Origin of the sequence: Winogradskyella sp. PC-19 (assembly GCF_002163855.1) — a bacterium.
GTDB lineage: Bacteria > Bacteroidota > Bacteroidia > Flavobacteriales > Flavobacteriaceae > Winogradskyella.
The window spans coordinates 2,475,033-2,492,212 of record NZ_CP019332.1 but is presented as its reverse complement, the minus strand read 5'-3'; the positions used below and the strand labels follow the sequence as shown (position 1 = coordinate 2,492,212).

Annotated in this window: 17 protein-coding genes; 6 read left to right on the top strand and 11 right to left on the bottom strand. The window is 32.7% G+C overall.

Annotation, left to right across the window (positions count from 1 at the left end; genetic code table 11):
• Positions 1–45: 45 nt before the first annotated feature.
• On the bottom strand, positions 46–888 hold the full coding sequence (locus tag BTO05_RS11405; protein WP_087492788.1) for a hypothetical protein: 843 nt from the start codon (positions 886–888) through the stop codon (positions 46–48).
• Positions 889–1,149: 261 nt separating this feature from the next.
• Between BTO05_RS11405 and rpsO the strand changes: the two genes are divergently transcribed.
• Both rpsO and BTO05_RS11395 read left to right on the top strand, forming a co-directional pair.
• Positions 1,150–1,419 carry a 30S ribosomal protein S15 gene (rpsO, locus tag BTO05_RS11400; protein ID WP_087492787.1) on the top strand — a complete coding sequence of 90 codons (270 nt, stop codon included), beginning with the start codon at positions 1,150–1,152 and terminating at the stop codon, positions 1,417–1,419.
• Between the two features lie 209 nt (positions 1,420–1,628).
• Positions 1,629–3,893 carry a polyribonucleotide nucleotidyltransferase gene (locus BTO05_RS11395; RefSeq protein ID WP_087492786.1) on the top strand — a complete coding sequence of 755 codons (2,265 nt, stop codon included), beginning with the start codon at positions 1,629–1,631 and terminating at the stop codon, positions 3,891–3,893.
• Between the two features lie 59 nt (positions 3,894–3,952).
• Here the strand turns inward: BTO05_RS11395 and BTO05_RS11390 are convergent, their stop codons facing one another.
• The 3 genes from BTO05_RS11390 to BTO05_RS11375 form a co-directional block, all read right to left on the bottom strand.
• Positions 3,953–4,213 (bottom strand): hypothetical protein, encoded by a 261-nt coding sequence (locus BTO05_RS11390; RefSeq protein WP_087492785.1) that lies wholly within the window; start codon positions 4,211–4,213, stop codon positions 3,953–3,955.
• Between the two features lie 293 nt (positions 4,214–4,506).
• A complete protein-coding gene (locus BTO05_RS11380; protein ID WP_087492783.1) occupies positions 4,507–6,189 on the bottom strand; it encodes a DUF6029 family protein in 1,683 nt (560 codons plus the stop codon).
• A 17-nt stretch (positions 6,190–6,206) separates the two neighbouring features.
• On the bottom strand, positions 6,207–6,686 hold the full coding sequence (locus BTO05_RS11375; RefSeq protein WP_087492782.1) for a TlpA family protein disulfide reductase: 480 nt from the start codon (positions 6,684–6,686) through the stop codon (positions 6,207–6,209).
• A 95-nt stretch (positions 6,687–6,781) separates the two neighbouring features.
• On the opposite strand from BTO05_RS11375, the gene BTO05_RS11370 reads away from it, so the two are divergent.
• The 4 genes from BTO05_RS11370 to rpe all read left to right on the top strand — a co-directional run bounded on the left by BTO05_RS11370 (position 6,782) and on the right by rpe (position 10,427).
• The gene (locus tag BTO05_RS11370) at positions 6,782–8,107 is read left to right on the top strand and encodes an Omp28-related outer membrane protein (protein ID WP_087492781.1); all 1,326 of its coding nucleotides are present in this window, start codon (positions 6,782–6,784) and stop codon (positions 8,105–8,107) included.
• 121 nt (positions 8,108–8,228) lie between these two features.
• Positions 8,229–9,092 (top strand): RNA polymerase sigma factor RpoD/SigA, encoded by an 864-nt coding sequence (locus BTO05_RS11365; RefSeq protein WP_008270568.1) that lies wholly within the window; start codon positions 8,229–8,231, stop codon positions 9,090–9,092.
• A 266-nt stretch (positions 9,093–9,358) separates the two neighbouring features.
• On the top strand, positions 9,359–9,589 hold the full coding sequence (locus BTO05_RS11360) for a BLUF domain-containing protein (RefSeq protein ID WP_157662582.1): 231 nt from the start codon (positions 9,359–9,361) through the stop codon (positions 9,587–9,589).
• 175 nt (positions 9,590–9,764) lie between these two features.
• On the top strand, positions 9,765–10,427 hold the full coding sequence (rpe, locus tag BTO05_RS11350) for a ribulose-phosphate 3-epimerase (protein WP_087492778.1): 663 nt from the start codon (positions 9,765–9,767) through the stop codon (positions 10,425–10,427).
• Here the strand turns inward: rpe and wecB are convergent.
• From wecB to BTO05_RS11315, 7 genes are all read right to left on the bottom strand, one after another.
• Positions 10,417–11,517 (bottom strand): non-hydrolyzing UDP-N-acetylglucosamine 2-epimerase, encoded by a 1,101-nt coding sequence (gene wecB, locus BTO05_RS11345; protein WP_087492777.1) that lies wholly within the window; start codon positions 11,515–11,517, stop codon positions 10,417–10,419. The two genes, rpe and wecB, sit on opposite strands and share 11 nt — an antisense overlap.
• Positions 11,518–11,698: 181 nt before the next feature.
• Positions 11,699–12,001, bottom strand: a complete 303-nt coding sequence (locus BTO05_RS11340; protein WP_087492776.1) for a hypothetical protein — start codon at positions 11,999–12,001, stop codon at positions 11,699–11,701.
• 143 nt (positions 12,002–12,144) lie between these two features.
• The gene (locus BTO05_RS11335) at positions 12,145–12,891 is read right to left on the bottom strand and encodes a LytR/AlgR family response regulator transcription factor (protein WP_087492775.1); all 747 of its coding nucleotides are present in this window, start codon (positions 12,889–12,891) and stop codon (positions 12,145–12,147) included.
• A complete protein-coding gene (locus BTO05_RS11330) occupies positions 12,884–14,623 on the bottom strand; it encodes a tetratricopeptide repeat-containing sensor histidine kinase (RefSeq protein ID WP_087492774.1) in 1,740 nt (579 codons plus the stop codon). The genes BTO05_RS11335 and BTO05_RS11330 overlap by 8 nt, the downstream gene beginning before the upstream one ends.
• A gap of 53 nt (positions 14,624–14,676) precedes the next feature.
• The gene (locus BTO05_RS11325) at positions 14,677–15,099 is read right to left on the bottom strand and encodes a hypothetical protein (protein WP_087492773.1); all 423 of its coding nucleotides are present in this window, start codon (positions 15,097–15,099) and stop codon (positions 14,677–14,679) included.
• 171 nt (positions 15,100–15,270) lie between these two features.
• Positions 15,271–16,116, bottom strand: coding sequence for a zinc-dependent peptidase (locus BTO05_RS11320; protein WP_087492772.1), 846 nt, complete (start codon positions 16,114–16,116; stop codon positions 15,271–15,273).
• Positions 16,117–16,201: 85 nt separating this feature from the next.
• The gene (locus BTO05_RS11315; protein ID WP_087492771.1) at positions 16,202–17,170 is read right to left on the bottom strand and encodes a type I phosphomannose isomerase catalytic subunit; all 969 of its coding nucleotides are present in this window, start codon (positions 17,168–17,170) and stop codon (positions 16,202–16,204) included.
• Positions 17,171–17,180 lie beyond the last annotated feature (10 nt).

Sequence of the window (17,180 nt, the reverse complement as noted above, 5' to 3'; positions counted from 1 at the left end):
TCGGCTCACTTTTTTCTTTTCAAAACTCAATCAAACAAACTAAAATCAATTCAGAGTTATATTAATCTCGGTACCATTGTTAAAGGTAAATGATGCTTGATTATCGCAATCTCCATTACCGTAATCAAAAGTTCCACCAAAATTTGTGCGTTGTACCTCGACAGTACCGCTCACAAAATAAGTACAAATGACTTCCCGTCGTAGAGGCGTCATCACTTCATAAGTGTGAGAGTTACCATTTACGAAGGTTGTTGTCCAATCTCCCGAAACTTCAAAAACGTTATCACTAAAATTTCCGCTACCAAAACCTTCAACCCATTCTCTAACTTTAGTTCCTGTTCTAGAAGCTTGTACACCATTCGGCCAAATCACAGTTAAGTCTAAATTGTGAGTAAACTGTGGATTTCCATTATCATTTTCTTTCTCTCTTAAAATAGTTCGACTTCCTAATACGTTTTTATTATCAAAGTAAAAATCAATAAGGTTGTAAGTAATCAATACTTCCTGAGCTTCAATATCTCTAGTATAAGAGAAAACGATTTGTCCTTTAAGAACATGTCCTCTCACTAAACAACCTTCATTTCCAAAATCTATAGTAACTTCTCTAAAGGCTTGTTGTGCAACAACCGTAATAGTTACACAATCTGGTAATGCTAGTGGTTGCACTCTTCCATTAGGATTTGCTTCATCGAATTCAAATACTTCAGTAACTATATCTGTCATAGAAGAGCTAGCAGCGTCTACCTCTGATGCCCGTGATAACTCGATAGCGTCATTTGCCGAGTCATCGATTTGTAAATCCTCATTATTATCTGAGCAAGAACTAAATAGTAGTCCTATAATTAATACTGCCAAAGCAGATTTTGTAATACATTTAAAGTGTTTCATGATTAAAATGTTTAAGTTGTTAATGTAAAATCATAATTGCGTCTCATCTTATGTGCACTAAAATGAAATAACAATTGAGTAGGATTAATTTTAGTTGTTAACATGCTTTTAAGACTTTACATTTTTAAAAAGGTTTAGTAAGGACTCAAAAAAAGTCAAATAAATATCATGTTCGATTTGTTAATATTTTAATTTTCTTATATTTGCCGCCTGAAAGAACGACTTTCAGAATACATAACAATCATTTACAATAATATTAGCATGTACGTTACAAAAGAAGAAAAAGCAAAAATTTTTGCAAAGCACGGAAAAGGTGCAAACGACACAGGTTCTGCAGAAGGACAAATTGCTTTATTTACAGCACGAATTAACCATTTAACTGAACACTTAAAAAATAACCGTAAGGATTATAACACTGAGCGTTCTTTAGTAAAATTAGTAGGTAAGCGTCGCGCATTACTTGACTATTTAACTAAGAAAGATATTTTAAGATATCGTGCAATAGTTAAAGAATTAGGATTAAGAAAATAATCTAAATAAAAAGACCACGCCTAACAGCGTGGTTTTTTATTACTATACAACGCAATCGAAAGCGTCTAAAATTCGAGTTGAAGAAGCTAAATACAGTTTTTCATTGGTCAGACATTAAATGTCATTTACAACAACTACACACAACAACACAACGACCATTGTTTAACAAGACTTTGATAGTTTAATATCAAAGCGTGAATTAAAAATTTATGATTCCAAAGACTTACAAAGAGGTTATTGACCTTGGTGATGGTAGAGAAATTTCTATCGAAACCGGAAAACTAGCAAAACAAGCTCATGGTAGCGTTGTTGTGCAATCAGGAAAATGTATGTTATTATGTACAGTTGTTTCCAACTACCATCAAAACGATGTTGACTTTTTACCGTTAACAGTAGATTACCGCGAAAAATTTGCAGCAGCTGGTCGCTATCCAGGCGGTTTCTTTAAAAGAGAAGCACGTCCAAGTGATGGTGAAGTATTAACAATGCGTTTAGTAGACCGTGTTTTACGTCCATTATTTCCAAAAGATTACCATTCAGAAACTCAGGTAATGATTCAGTTAATGTCTCATGACCCAAACGTTATGCCAGATGCAATGGCAGGTTTAGCTGCTTCTGCAGCGATTCAATTATCAGATTTTCCATTTGAATGCCCAATTTCTGAAGCCAGAGTTGGACGCATCAATGGCGAATTTATCATTAACCCGACATTAGCACAGTTAGAAGAATCAGACATCGATATGATGATTGGTGCTTCTGCCGATTCTGTGATGATGGTTGAAGGTGAAATGGATGAGATTTCAGAAGAAGAAATGGCAGATGCAATCAAATTTGCGCACGAGCATATCAAAGTACAATGTGCTGCTCAAGTGCGTTTGGCCGAAGCTGTTGGTAAAAAAGAAGTACGTGAATATGAGCCAGAACGTGCTGACGAAGAATTAGCCAAGAAAATTCATGATATGGTATATGACAAAACATATGCTATTGCAAAAGCAGGCTCTGCAAAACATGAACGCGGCGCTAAATTCTCTGAAATTAAAGAAGAGGTGTTCAATGCTTTCTCTGAAGAAGAACAAGCAGACTTAGGAAAACTCATCCACAAATATGTTGCTAAAGCACAAAAAGAAGCGATTCGTAACTTAACATTAGACGAAGGTTTACGTTTAGACGGTCGTAAAACGACAGATATTAGACCTATTTGGTGTGAGGTAGATTACTTACCATCAACACATGGCTCCTCTGTTTTTACGCGTGGAGAAACACAAGCATTAGCTACAGTAACTTTAGGTACATCTAGAGATGCTAACCAAATAGATATGCCATCTCAAGAAGGTGAAGAGCGTTTCTATTTACATTATAACTTTCCACCATTCTGTACAGGTGAAGCTAGACCAATCCGCGGAACATCACGTCGTGAAGTTGGACATGGTAACTTAGCACAACGTGCATTAAAAGGCATGGTGCCAGATGATTGCCCTTACACAGTAAGAGTTGTGTCTGAAGTATTAGAATCTAACGGTTCGTCTTCTATGGCTACAGTTTGTGCTGGTACAATGGCTATGATGGATGCTGGTGTACAAATGACAAAGCCAGTTTCTGGTATTGCTATGGGATTAATTTCCGATGCAGACTCTGGAAAATACGCTGTACTTTCAGATATCTTAGGAGATGAAGATCACTTAGGTGATATGGACTTTAAAGTAACTGGTACAGCAGATGGAATTACTGCTTGTCAAATGGATATTAAAGTAAAAGGATTAAGCTACGAGATTTTAGTGAATGCACTACAACAAGCTCGTGATGGTCGTTTACATATCTTAGAAAAATTAACTGATACAATTGCAACACCAAATGCTGAAGTTAAGGATCACGCACCAACTATGATTACGCGTCGCATTCCTAACGAATTTATCGGAGCCTTAATTGGTCCTGGTGGAAAAGTGATTCAGGAAATGCAAAAAGAAACTGAGACAACTATCGTTATTAATGAAGACCCAGTTACTGAAGAAGGTATTGTTGAAATTTTAGGAGTAGGCAAAACGGGTATTGATGCTGTAATGGCAAAAATAGATTCATTATTATTTAAGCCAGAAGTTGGAAGCGTATATGAAGTAAAAGTCATCAAAATGTTAGATTTTGGTGCTGTTGTAGAATATATGGAAGCACCAGGAAATGAGGTACTTTTACACGTTTCTGAATTGGCATGGGAACGCACAGAAAATGTATCAGATGTGGTAAACATGGGCGATGTGTTTGATGTAAAATACTTTGGTATTGATAAACGTACCCGTAAAGAAAAAGTATCTCGTAAGGCGATTTTACCAAAACCAGAAGGTTATGTAGAAAGACCTCCAAGAGATAACAATCGTAATGGACGTGACAACAGAGGTCGTGACAATCGTGGACGTGATAATCGCAATAGAGACAATCGCAGAGACGACAGAAAACCAAGAGAAGATAAGAAAGAAGATTAATTTTTCTTAATCATTATGAATAAAAAACAGCCTATCAGATTTCGATAGGCTGTTTTTATTTAAAAGCAATAGTCTAAATATTCAAAAGAAAATGAGTTGACAATATCAATATTAAAAGGAATTTCATTAGTAAATCCATCTGTTTGAATTCCATTTTTATTTTTATACCATCTAACTTTAAAACTCTGAGCAGACTCTGGAACGCTGTAATATACAATTGAATTCACATTAATTCCAGTACAAGAAGTGTCATCGTATGGACCAATACTGCCTCCTCCAGGAAGAGGATCTGCTGGGTAATGATTGTTACACCAGCTCAAAAAGCATTTTTTACACCTTTTACAGTCCTAAGTTATTTTAAAATTGAGAATAAGGTAACATGTGACATGATGCATGAATTTTTGAATAAACAAATGGCAAACTCAAAACTACTTGCTACGGCTGGTGAAAAAGATAGAGCATTATTTTTTAAAACAATACATAATAAAATTTCATTAACAAAAGAGAGAATAAATTTAGACTATAAGATGAATTTTTTATAGTTCTCCGATTGATGTGTAATATAAAAAAGCCGCGTAAAAACGCGGCTCAAATTTTCTATGGCTGAATAGGACTAAAAACTATATAAGAAGCTAGCAGAAAGTCCTGTGGCTTCTGGCACAAAACGACAGACACCACCCACGCAAACTAATCCAGCTCGTTGTCTTCCGTAATTTAAAGAAAAACGTGTAGCTCCTTTTGTATAACTGCCACCAAAATTATAGTAATGCGTTTCGGTAGTATCACTATCATCTCCGCTATTATATATATCATTGGCATATATAGAGAATTTAGTATTAAAGTTATACTCAACGACACCACCAATCCAATCATGGTTATCTGAATTAGACCATAATTTCTGAGCTACAAGACGCAAAGATTTTCCATTACTACCTAATCTATGCATAGTCTCTAAAGCCAATATATTAGTTTGAATTTGTTCTCCTGAGAAGTTATCCTCAATAGCTCTCTGATTATAATATTGATTAACATAATAGAATATTGTATTCAACTTTGAAGACCATTTTTTTCTTACTTCTAAACTGATATCTGAAAAGTATTTTTCTCCAAAACCTAAATAGTCTACATCATAGGACAGGTTATTAAAATCATAATTACCTTTCAATCCTGCCCAATACGATGCGTTAACAGCTAATTTTGTTCCATACTTTCCACCTAATGGAGTGTCTTTTTTAATATTGTAATACATATCGACTTGACCACCAATTTCACCTACTTCTGTTAATTGAGGATCGGCAAAAACAACTTGAGATTGTGCTTGATAAACAAAAATATTAGTAAGTAAATAATCGTGTTGCTTTGTTAAAGCAGGTGTGAAATTCACATTGTTCTCCAAGTATATATTTCCAGCTTTTTCTCGATCAGAAAAGAATGCCATATTCTCTAATCTTCTAAAAGTGGCGTCTAAACCAAAACCTTTTTTAGAGAATCCTGTATTAATAAGTAAAGCACTTCCTGGATTTACAAATTGATTGATTAACTGACCCGTTAGTACAGCCACGTCCTCCGACTTATATACATATTCTAAACCTGCATAAAAACTATTCTTTGAATAATCTAAACGCCCAGAAAATGAATTTGTTAGCTCATCGTATTCTGGATTCATAATATCTATATCCTGCTTTCTACCGACATAACTAAATCCTAAATTCACTGAAGATTCTGATAATCCTAAAGATTTAGAAAGGTCATATTCTATATTAGCACCAAAAATCTCTCCATCAGAAGTTTTAAATCCTACGCGTTGCTTACCATACAAGGCAGTTATCGATAACTCATCTAAGATTGAATAGTTGACGCGACCACCTAACAACGCATTATTAACACCTAGTTGACGATCTTCCCAATTTCTTAAAATTAGACCACTTCCAAATTGCTCATAAAAATGTCCAACGGTTGCTTCTAATTTTTCACTTCTATAGTTTAAGGAGTATATACCTAAATTGGTACCATCAAAATTTGGAGAATAATTCAACAACGCTAGTGGTGCATAAGATTCTAATTGCACAGTTGCCGTAAAGTTTTTCAAAAAGTCATAATCGAGTTTTAAATAGCTATTAGCTCTTAAATGTTTATCTGAATCTTGGTTATCAGAATCAAAAAATGGTCCTGTATTTTTGTCATCATTGTACCAAGCAGCATTGACTTCTAATCCTACTCGTAAGTTCTCTATTAATTGGCAATGTCCTAACGAAACAAAGCTCAAAAAAATAATTAGGGTGGTTAGTTTTTTCATAAAAGAATAGGAAAATATTAATCAGTGTGTTGCTTTACAATTTCAAAAAGTTCTTCTTCACTACCTGGCGTGTACCCTGTTCTTGTATGAATTATTTTCCCTTCTTTAACTACGATTACATATGGTAAAATATTGATATTAAGTGCTCGCTTAAGATCTTGATTTTCGTCTACATAAATTTTAAACCCCCAATCTTTTCCATTAATCAGGGGTTTTACTCTACGTCTTGTTCTAGCATCATCTGTAGATATAGCTATAACTTCAACATTTGTTTCGTCCTGCCAATCTTGATAAATCTCGCTTATTGCATCTAACTCATTAATACATGGCACACACCATGTAGCCCAAAAACTAATGACTTTAATGTCTTTTGAATTTTTAAATTCTGACGTAGAAATGTCATCTCCAGCTAAATTTTTTACTGTGACTTCTGGAATGTCTTGTGCCTTAACACAAAGTGTGATAAACAGAAGACATAAAGTGAAAAAAGTTCTCATATTTTGATTTTAACATTTTATTAATATATTCGCAATTATAATGCCTAAAAAGGAAATAAAATAATTTTAATATCATAAATTTTTAAATAATTAATATGAAGATTAGATTCTCAACAAAAATTTTATTCTTTCTATCTGCTTTAACAATTTTAGGTTGTAGCAGCAGTAGTGATGATGAGAACCCAGGAGGTAATACAAACACTATTACAAGTATAACTTTAGCAAGGGTTGGGACAGGGACTTTATTCCCTGGAGACACTGTTGCCTTTGAAGTTAAAGGAAATACAAATGCAGTGGTTACATCCTCAAGTAGCATTACAGTAAACGGAACACCAATAAATGGTAGTAGTTATCAAACTAATTCTGCTGGTCAACTAAGCGTCAGTGCTACATATGAGAACTTAACGAGCAATACAATACAAATAACCGTCGACCCAGAGCCAGTTATTACAAGCATTTCATTATTTAGAGTAGGCAATGCACCTATTTATCCAGGTGACACTGTAACATTTCAAGTTGTAGGTGATACAAGTGAGAATGTTACTAGCCAAAGTACCATTTCTGTAAATGGTACACCTTTAGCCAATAATACTTACCAAACAACAACTGTCGGTAATTTAGATGTCACGGCCACTTATGATGGATTAAACAGTAATTCATTACAAGTTATTGTGGCGCCGCCGCCAACTAAGTTTACTAAAAATGTTTTAATAGAAGATTACACTGGAACTTGGTGTCAATTTTGCCCAAGAGTATCTCATGCCATTGATTTAGTAAATGGACAAACAGATGATGCAATAATTGTTGCTATACATAGAGGAAGTACAAATCCAGCAAGCGGTTCTTATGACCCGTATAATTTTAATGCAGGTGCTCTTGAGGACATGATTAATCTTACTGGGTATCCTACAGCAATGTTAGACCGTACTACAGATTGGACTTTTCCAGAGCCAAATAATGTTGCACAAGTAACAAACTTAACAGGAGATGATGCAGATTTGGGCCTTGCAATAGTGCCTACTCTAAACGGCAACAATGTATCTGTAGAGGTTAAAGTTAAATTTGGTGGTGAAATAGCTGCTACTGACTTAAGAATTGTTTTATACCTTCTTGAAGATGGATTAGAATTCAACCAAACAAATGGTACAAGCTATTATGGAGGTGTTAATCCATTAGTAAATTTTGAACACAATCATGTATTAAGAGCAGCCTACACAGATTTACTCGGAGAATCTATTCCTTCATCTGAAGTTGTTGGTGAAGAAGAGTATACAACAACTATAATAGGCTCACTACCTGCTAGCATAGAAAACAACAGTAATTTAAGTTTAGTAGCTATAGTTGTGGACGCCATCACAAATGATGCGATAAATGCAAGATCTGCAAACTTTGGAGACTCTCAAACTTTTGAAGAGGAATAGCAAAAATTAAAAGACAAAATAATATGTAAAAAAAATTAAAATATTGTAACAAAACATTTACTTTTTGCGTATAACTATAGCGCAACATAGTGTTGCCCCAAAAATTGCACATATAAAATACATGAGACAGCTTAAAATTACCAAGCAGGTAACCAACAGAGAAACTGCATCGTTAGACAAATACTTACAAGAAATTGGAAAAGTAGACCTTATCACGGCGGACGAAGAAGTAGAATTGGCACAGCGTATCAAAGCTGGTGACCAAATCGCTTTAGAGAAACTAACAAAGGCAAACTTACGTTTTGTAGTATCTGTGGCTAAACAATACCAAAACCAGGGCTTAACTTTACCTGATTTAATTAATGAAGGTAATTTAGGTCTAATTAAAGCAGCTCAACGTTTTGATGAGACACGTGGTTTTAAATTTATATCATACGCTGTATGGTGGATTAGACAATCAATCTTACAAGCATTGGCAGAACAGTCTCGTATTGTACGTTTGCCTCTTAATAAAATTGGTTCTATTAATAAAATCAACAAGACATTTGCTTTTTTAGAGCAAAGTCATGAGCGCCCGCCTTCTGCAGAAGAAATAGCAAAGGAATTAGATATGACTATTAACGATGTTAAAGAGTCAATGAAAAATTCTGGTCGTCACGTATCAATGGATGCACCGCTTGTTGAAGGAGAAGATTCTAATCTATACGATGTATTACGTAGTGGAGAGTCTCCAAACCCTGATAGGGATTTATTACATGAATCTTTACGTACTGAAATAGAACGTGCACTTGAGACATTAACACCTCGTGAAGCAGATGTTATTCGTTTGTATTTTGGTTTAGGTAACCAACACCCGATGACTCTTGAAGAAATTGGAGAAACGTTTGACCTTACGAGAGAACGTGTTAGACAAATAAAAGAAAAAGCTATTCGTAGATTAAAACATACCTCAAGAAGCAAAATATTAAAGACCTATTTGGGATAAGCTTCGGCACACTCATCATCCAACTTTAGGGTAAGGAATTCTTTGAATTGTTAAAGAAGTTTTAAAATATCATTTTAGTTGTTTATATTTGAAAATAAACTCACAGTAAAATCTGTTAGTTTTTATAAGAAATACGACTGAATTACGGTAACAACAGTTACAAAACATAACTGTTCGTTTTTTGATTGATGAAAGAAACCTCGGCTGATTACCGGGGTTTCACTTTTTTAAGTAACTTAGTTATATCAAACTTAATCGTTCCTCTGTTGAAAGCCATTTATTACATTAGTAATTTTTCTAAAGATTTAAGTAAGCACGATATTGACAAATTAATTCAAACAGTCAATAAGAAAAATAAACTTTTGAATGTTACTGGGCTATTAATCATTAAAAACAAACACTTTTTTCAGATTCTTGAAGGTGAGGACGAGAAAATAGACCCACTATACGAAAAGATAAAAATGACTCTTGACATACAGGTGTTATTAGATTGCTAAATACCAAAATTGAAGGAAAAATATTAAAAGATTATAATAGTGGTGAATTTGATGCCTTTCAAAAATTTAGTAGTATGAAAAAACTATATTTGTACTTCAGTTGGATTAAAAAAGCAGAATATTTACCTGCAAACGAATTAATTGAATTAACAACAAACTTCTTAAACAAAAACAAATGAGTAAATGCCTCATAGCACCTTCAATGCTTGCTTCAGATTTCGGAAATCTTCAACGTGATACTGAAATGGTAAATAATAGTGATGCCGACTGGTTTCACATTGATGTTATGGATGGACATTTTGTGCCAAATATCTCTTATGGCATGCCTGTCATAGCTGCTATTAAAAAGCACGCGACTAAGCCACTAGATGTTCATTTAATGATTGAGAAACCTGAACGTTATATCGAAGAATTTGTCAAAGTTGGTGCAGATATTATCACTGTGCATCACGAAAGCACTGTGCATCTTCACAGAACACTTAGACAAATAAAAGCTGCTGGTTGCAAAGCTGGCATTGTTCTGAACTTGACAACTCCTGTTTCTGTATTAGAAGATATTTTACCTGAATGTTACATGGTTTTGTTAATGTCTATTAATCCTGGCTTTGGGGGTCAAAAATTTGAAGATATCACTTATAATCGTGTAAAAAAATTACGTAAGATGATTGATGAACAAGGTTTAAATACACTTATCGAAATTGATGGAGGTGTAACAGATAAAAACATTAAAAAGCTAGCAGATGCTGGTGCTAATGTTTTTGTTGCTGGTAGCCACGTTTTTAAAAGCGATAATCAGCCTGAAACAATTACAAATCTTAAACGTTTAGCTAATTCTTAATTAGATTATTAGTAATTACTTTAACGATACGTTCAGCAGTTTTTCCGTCCCAGAACGGAATAGATTGCATTTGTTTCCATTGTCCATCAAATAGTTTATTTAAATAAGTTTTTAGATTTTTAGGATTTGTACCAATAAGTTCGTTAGTACCTAAAGTAATCGTTTCTGGACGTTCGGTATTATCTCTTAGAGTTAGACAAGGCACATTCATTATAGAGGCTTCTTCAGTGATACCTCCCGAATCTGTAATAACAGCTTTAGCATTTTTTACTAAATAATTAAATTCCAAATAGCTTAAGGGTTCAACTATGTGAAGTCGATTACTTTCAATATTAAGTTTTGATAAGATTCTTTGTGTTCGTGGATGTGCTGGAAATATAATTGGTAAATTTTTTGTTTGAAGAATGATTTCATTCAACATAGCTTCCAAGTTTTTTTCAGCATCAACATTCGCAGGACGATGCATGGTTAAAACTACATATGACTTAAGTCTTAAATTTAAATTACCCCATATTTCTGGCTTAAAAAAACGTTGTTTATTTTTAAGTAAAGTATCTATCATTGTATTACCAACTAAGAACAACTGATTTTTATCAACACCTTCAGCTATTAAATTCTGATTTGCTAATTCTGATGTTGTAAAAAAATAATCGGCTATGCTATCGGTAACAATTCTATTAATTTCTTCTGGCATTGTCATATCTCCTGAACGTATTCCACCTTCAACATGTGCAACTTTTACATTATTTTTTTTAGCTACAAGTGTGCAAGCCATTGTAGATGTCACATCACCAACCACTATAAGTAAATCTGCAGGATTTATTTTTAATTCTTTTTCAAATGCTAATAATATACTTGCTGTTTGTTCTGCCTGAGAACCACCTGAACATTCTAAATTAGTATTAGGTTCAGGAATAGAGAGTTGCTCAAAAAAACTATCAGACATATTTTTATCGTAGTGCTGACCTGTATGCACCAATCTATAAGATATATTGAAACCTTTTTCTTTTGCTTCTTTAAGCGCATACATTATAGGTGCTATTTTTATGAAATTTGGTCGCGCACCTGCTATTATGGTAATCTTATACATATTGAAATTAGAATGTATTCAAATTTACACTTTTAGAAATAGTATTTATCCTGAAAATTAAAAAACCAGAAGATTTCTCTCCTGGTTAATTTTGGTGAATAATTGAAGTGTAAATTAAATCCCCCAATAGTAATTACCACAACTTGGTTCACCTACTTATGCGCAATTGAATTATATGTTTTTAAAAGGAGCAAACAACTCCAGATTCTTTTATATTTAGCGTACTACCTTCTCCGCAGGATGTAAACCTCGTTTCTATATTTCCGCTAGGATATACAACCGTTACAATTATTGCAAAACATTTTGAAGAGCATTCGGTTTTCGAATTTCTGATTTTGCCTTCATCAACATGTAAAACACCATTACTTTTTGGCTCACTTAATAAGCTTTGTACTTTTTCTGTAACATCGTAACCAGCAATGATATCAGATTGTGATGCATTGCAAGAATATATGGCTGAGTGAACTTTGTATCTGTAAGACATAACTGTGTGTTTTGTTTGACACAAATCTACAGTATAAACTCAGGCAAAATTTTTAAAATGTTGTAAAACGGAATTTCTTATTCGCGAAAGCGGAATTTTTTGGTATTAAATTTTGAAAGTTTGAAGTAAAGGAAAAACCCAAACTATTTCAACGTTTTAATGTCTTTTATGACATCACGATAATTATCACTAATATCAACTTTGTGACCTCCAGAAAGTAAGATTAAATTATCTGAAATCGTGATTTCTTGAATCTTTTCAATATTTACTACAAAACGTCGATGTGTTTGATAAAAAAGAGAAGAGTTTAAAAACTTTATCATCTTCTTTAAAGACATTAAAATGACAAAATTTTCTTTTTCAGTTACAACGTTGCAATATTTATCTTCAACTTCGACATAAATAATGTCACTAACAAGAACCTTCTTTAGTGATTTCCCTTTTTTAATGAATAAATGCTCATCACTTATTACAGTGTCTTCTTCATCTCCAGAAAATACATCGTTTTGGTTGTAAAACTTTTCTACAGCCATCTCAATTGCGTAAAGTAATTCTAGTTCATTAAAAGGTTTCAACAAGTAACTAAAAGGTTTAGCCAGCTTAGCTTTTTCGAAAATTTTTCTGTCAGTAGAACTAGTTAAAAACACAAAGGGCTTTGAGCCGTTACTACTAGCATCGACAAACTCCGCAAAGTTAATACCGTCTGGTGTGCCGTTTAAAAAAATATCAATGATTAGAACATCTGGATTAGTACTATTATAAAGCTGAAGTGCGTCTTTAAATGTTGACGCTACACCAAGAACATTATAATTATTTGCTTCTAAAACAGGAATTAGTGCATCTCTTTCAGAGACTGTATCTTCTACTATAAGCACATTAATTTTATCCATCTACATCGGCTTTTGGTAAAGATACAATGATTTTTGTTCCAATACCGAATTGCGTTTCGATATCGAATTTTCCCTTGTTTTTTTTAATATAAGATTTACATAAATGCATACCTAGACCAGTACCAATAATACCTTCATTCTCTTTTTTAGAAAGCAATTTACTATCACTTAACAATTCGGCTTTTTTATCTGCTCTCATACCTAATCCATTATCCTCAATTATAACTTGCCAATAATCATCATCTAGGCTCGATAATATTGAAATCTCACCATTTTTCTGTGTGAATTTGATAGCGTTGTCTAAAAAATTACGGAGTATTATTTTAAATGATTCTTTGTCAATAAGAACTTTGGCATTTTTTGAAACTTGGTTTTTGAAAGTTATTTCCTTTTCCTTTAATAAAGCTTCATAATTAAAAACAACTTGCCCTACTAAATGATGTAACCTGTGTGGCTCTATTAAAAAGTAAGTTTGCTTAGTTTGAAGCATAGCCCAATTAAGCAAATTATCTAATAAATTATAGGCACCATTTACAATACTACTATTTGATGCCAACAATCCATCTAACTTTTCTAAATTTTTTGTTTGAAGACTATTGATTAAAGTTTTGTTATTGGATTTTAAGGCATTTACAGAAGACCTTAAGTCATGACTAACAATAGAAAACAGTTTGTCTTTGGTAGCGTTAAGGTTATCTAACGTTTCGTTTTGAGAGGAAATTATTTTATTGGTTTTCACCTTTTGTATATAGTAATACATACTTACGCCTAACAATAGTAATAATACAGCAGCAGATATAAAAACTGCATTTCGTTGAGCTTCTTTAGCCTTGTTTTCTGCTCCGAGAATTGTTAGCTCTTTTTGTTTTTCGGAAATAGCCAACTTTTTATCATATTCGGCGATTTCCCAGACTTTGTCACGATTCAATATAGAATCCCTTAATGAATTTGATTTCTCTAAGTAAGCGATTGCTTTTTTATAATTTCCCAAGTACTCGTTTACAGCGAATAAATTATAATTAAACTTTTCTCGTAAATGAATATTTGTGCTGTCTTTTATAGGAAAAGATTCTAATGCTTTTAAAAAATATACTTTTGCTTTTTGGTCGAAGTCATGTTCAAAATACAGATTACCTAGGTTATTATAAGTTCGCGCTGTGCTAAGAACATTTCTCTCTTTGAGGTATATATTTAGTGCTTTTAAATAGTAACTTTCGGAATCTTTTAAATTTTCTTTGAGCAAATTAACTGTTCCTAAAGCTTCATAAACAAGTGCTTTCTTTATTTTACATGAATTACTATCTAATAATGCCTCTGCTTTTTTGTAATTAGGAATTACTTCTTCGAACTCTCTAAGACCTGACATATAACTTGCACCAATTCCTAAATAAGTGTAAAAAAGCAAATCCTTATTAGTAGATTCCTTATTTAAAATTTTGTTATAGGCCTCTAAACTTTTGTTAAATGAGCCATTGTTGTTGTGAATTTGTGCTTCTAAAAAGAATAAGATACCACTTAAACTCTGGTCAAAATTCTGTTTAGAGTTTATGTCCCTAATTATTTTGAAGGCTTCTTCATTCTTTCCTTTTGTTATAAATTCATCAACTTCAAGGAGCTTTTCAGATTTGGAAAAAGATTTTATAAGATCCTGCCTCGTACAATTGCCATTTTGTGCAAAAGAAAGAAGTGGGATATACAACAAAAAAAGTACTAAACTAAAATTAGCAGACATACAACTAAAATAGATATATCTGCTAATGTGAAAAAATTTTACTCTGTTATTTTTTAACCACCATTAGAGGCTGTAACTTTTGTTTTCTTTTTAGGGTCACCTAATCTATCTGAGTTGTTATCAGGTAAGCCTTCTTCGTCAACAGTGACATTGATAACTGCTTCACCCATATTTAAAGCCACATCGTTTAATGTAAATGAAATTTTAGCCACTTGTGTATAAGTTGTGCTTAAAGGCATTTGTGGATTGTATGATGGGGTAATTAACACATCGTTACCATCATCACCAACCGAAACTGAAATAGATGGCAGTACTGAAGCATCTACATTGTTATGAAATGGTGCAACAACTCCAACTGTAACTTGTCCGTTGACTACTGGACTCGAGTAAACAAGTGGATTTTCTTGACTTTGAAAACTTTCTCCACTTTCAATTTGGGAGATGGATACATTAGACACTTTAATTGTTTCTGACATAATAATTTAGTTTTTTAGTTTAACCAAATATAGATAAAATTTGCGTTTTATCGTGTTTTTTATCCTTTAAGCGATTATTTAATGGTGCAGAAGCCCAAAAGTTAGGCATGAAATCAAAAACTAAATATGTGTTAGATACTTAATTTCATTTTTTAAAATCAAAGGAAAAGGTCAAAAGGATGCAAAATTAAAATTAAGCATCTGCTTAACATAGTTATATAATGTTGGAAAATTAGATTTAAATTCATCAGGTGTTTCAATAAAACATTCAATTAAAACTGCCGCAAATTCAAACTCATTTGTGTATGCATATTCTCTAAAATATTTTGTAGTAATAAGCTGCTGTCGCTTTAACTCGTTAGATTTTAAAAAACTTTTTAATTCATTAAAACCATCTCTAAAAATTAAGGAACTAACATCATTATTTCTGTAACTATTTAGATGAATAGCATGAGTAAATTCATGAATACCTAGATTAAGATTGTCATTTTCTATATCGAAACCATGTCTAAAATCTTCCCATGATAATGCAATAACTGACAATCTAGGGTTAACTTCTCCTTTGTGTAATTGTTCATTCTGCTTTGAGTAAAACGGTTTTGGGTATATCAAAACAGTATTTATAATTGGCAGATTATAGTTTCTAAAACCAAAAGTTATCATAACTGCTGTGGCTGAAATTAATACCTTCATCTCACTAGTAACTTCTAAATTCTCTCTTCCTACAAACTCTTTACTATTTATAAATACAGATAAACGATGCTTAAAGATAAGTTGCTCTTTATTTGACAAACGTTTATAAAAACTAAACTGATTATTTAGAATTTTTTCTTCTTTATTGGATAAATCCTTTTTAAAAACTACAAAATTAAGCACAAAAGGTTTTTTCTTGACCTCGGCATAAGATTGCTCAGCATACCTTATAATATACTTTAGTACAAAAAAACCTATTAATGATAATATTAGAATATTAGAAAAGAAACTTAAATCTGTTTCTTGATTTAGGGCTAAGAGCATATGTAAATATATACTTTTTTAGCTTTAGTAAGGAACCCATATCTTAATCAACTCACTAAAACAATACACTAAAATGTCTATTCATTTAATCTATGTAAACCTCTAATAGTTTTGAAGATTGAGAATCCAAAATTACCTCTTCGCAATTAGCAGGAATCAATATAGTTTCTCCTTCAGCAAGAAATTCTGAAAGACCATTAATTGTTACCTTAAGTCTTCCTTCCACACACATATAGATTACAAATGAGTCTAAACTTTTGTAATTTTTAACCATAGATTCAGAAACAGTAAATTCATTTGTTGTAAAATAATTACAGTCCACTAAATTAGCAGTTGTACAATTTTGAGTATTATGACTTACCTTTCCACTTGAAGAAAAAACTTTTGTTGCTTGTTGAGCTAAGTCTATATGGAGTTCTCTTTTTTGACCATTACTATCTTCTCTATCCCAATCATAAACACGGTAAGTAATATCACTTGTCTGCTGTATTTCTGCAACAACCACTCCTGCTCCAATGGCGTGCACTTTACCAGCCGGAATAAAATAACTATCTCCTTTTTTTACTTTTACAGCGTTGAATATATCACTGACGTTATTCTTATTTATTTCAGCTAGTTTATTTTTATCTAAGTTTTCGTCCTTCAATCCTACAATAATTTCGGCATCTTCTTCGCTATCCATCACATACCACATTTCTGTTTTTCCAAATGAATTATGATACTTATTAGCCATCTTATCATCAGGATGAACCTGTACAGAAAGATTTGTATTTGCGTCTAAATACTTAATAAGTAAAGGAAAATTCTCGCCATAGGTTTTGATATTTTCTGAACCTAAAAAACTACTCTTGTAAGAAGTAATTAAGTCATTTAACGTTTTTCCTTTGTAAATACCATTTGCAACTACAGAAATATTATTTTCTACTCCTGAAATTTCCCAACTCTCGCCCAAATTTGTAGAGTTAGATGCTTTTCTAAATAATTTATTGAGCTTTTGTCCACCCCAAATTTTTTCTTTGAGTATTGGTCTGAATTTTATTGGATATGCTTGCATGATTTATTTT

Excerpts from the sequence above, each read along its gene's own strand:
- BTO05_RS11405 (WP_087492788.1), bottom strand. The coding sequence starts at position 888 with ATGAAACACTTTAAATGTATTACAAAATCTGCTTTGGCAGTATTAATT.
- rpsO (WP_087492787.1), top strand. The coding sequence starts at position 1,150 with ATGTACGTTACAAAAGAAGAAAAAGCAAAAATTTTTGCAAAGCACGGA.
- BTO05_RS11395 (WP_087492786.1), top strand. The coding sequence starts at position 1,629 with ATGATTCCAAAGACTTACAAAGAGGTTATTGACCTTGGTGATGGTAGA.
- BTO05_RS11380 (WP_087492783.1), bottom strand. The coding sequence starts at position 6,189 with ATGAAAAAACTAACCACCCTAATTATTTTTTTGAGCTTTGTTTCGTTA.
- BTO05_RS11375 (WP_087492782.1), bottom strand. The coding sequence starts at position 6,686 with ATGAGAACTTTTTTCACTTTATGTCTTCTGTTTATCACACTTTGTGTT.
- BTO05_RS11370 (WP_087492781.1), top strand. The coding sequence starts at position 6,782 with ATGAAGATTAGATTCTCAACAAAAATTTTATTCTTTCTATCTGCTTTA.
- BTO05_RS11365 (WP_008270568.1), top strand. The coding sequence starts at position 8,229 with ATGAGACAGCTTAAAATTACCAAGCAGGTAACCAACAGAGAAACTGCA.
- rpe (WP_087492778.1), top strand. The coding sequence starts at position 9,765 with ATGAGTAAATGCCTCATAGCACCTTCAATGCTTGCTTCAGATTTCGGA.
- wecB (WP_087492777.1), bottom strand. The coding sequence starts at position 11,517 with ATGTATAAGATTACCATAATAGCAGGTGCGCGACCAAATTTCATAAAA.
- BTO05_RS11340 (WP_087492776.1), bottom strand. The coding sequence starts at position 12,001 with ATGTCTTACAGATACAAAGTTCACTCAGCCATATATTCTTGCAATGCA.
- BTO05_RS11335 (WP_087492775.1), bottom strand. The coding sequence starts at position 12,891 with ATGGATAAAATTAATGTGCTTATAGTAGAAGATACAGTCTCTGAAAGA.
- BTO05_RS11330 (WP_087492774.1), bottom strand. The coding sequence starts at position 14,623 with ATGTCTGCTAATTTTAGTTTAGTACTTTTTTTGTTGTATATCCCACTT.
- BTO05_RS11325 (WP_087492773.1), bottom strand. The coding sequence starts at position 15,099 with ATGTCAGAAACAATTAAAGTGTCTAATGTATCCATCTCCCAAATTGAA.
- BTO05_RS11320 (WP_087492772.1), bottom strand. The coding sequence starts at position 16,116 with ATGCTCTTAGCCCTAAATCAAGAAACAGATTTAAGTTTCTTTTCTAAT.
- BTO05_RS11315 (WP_087492771.1), bottom strand. The coding sequence starts at position 17,170 with ATGCAAGCATATCCAATAAAATTCAGACCAATACTCAAAGAAAAAATT.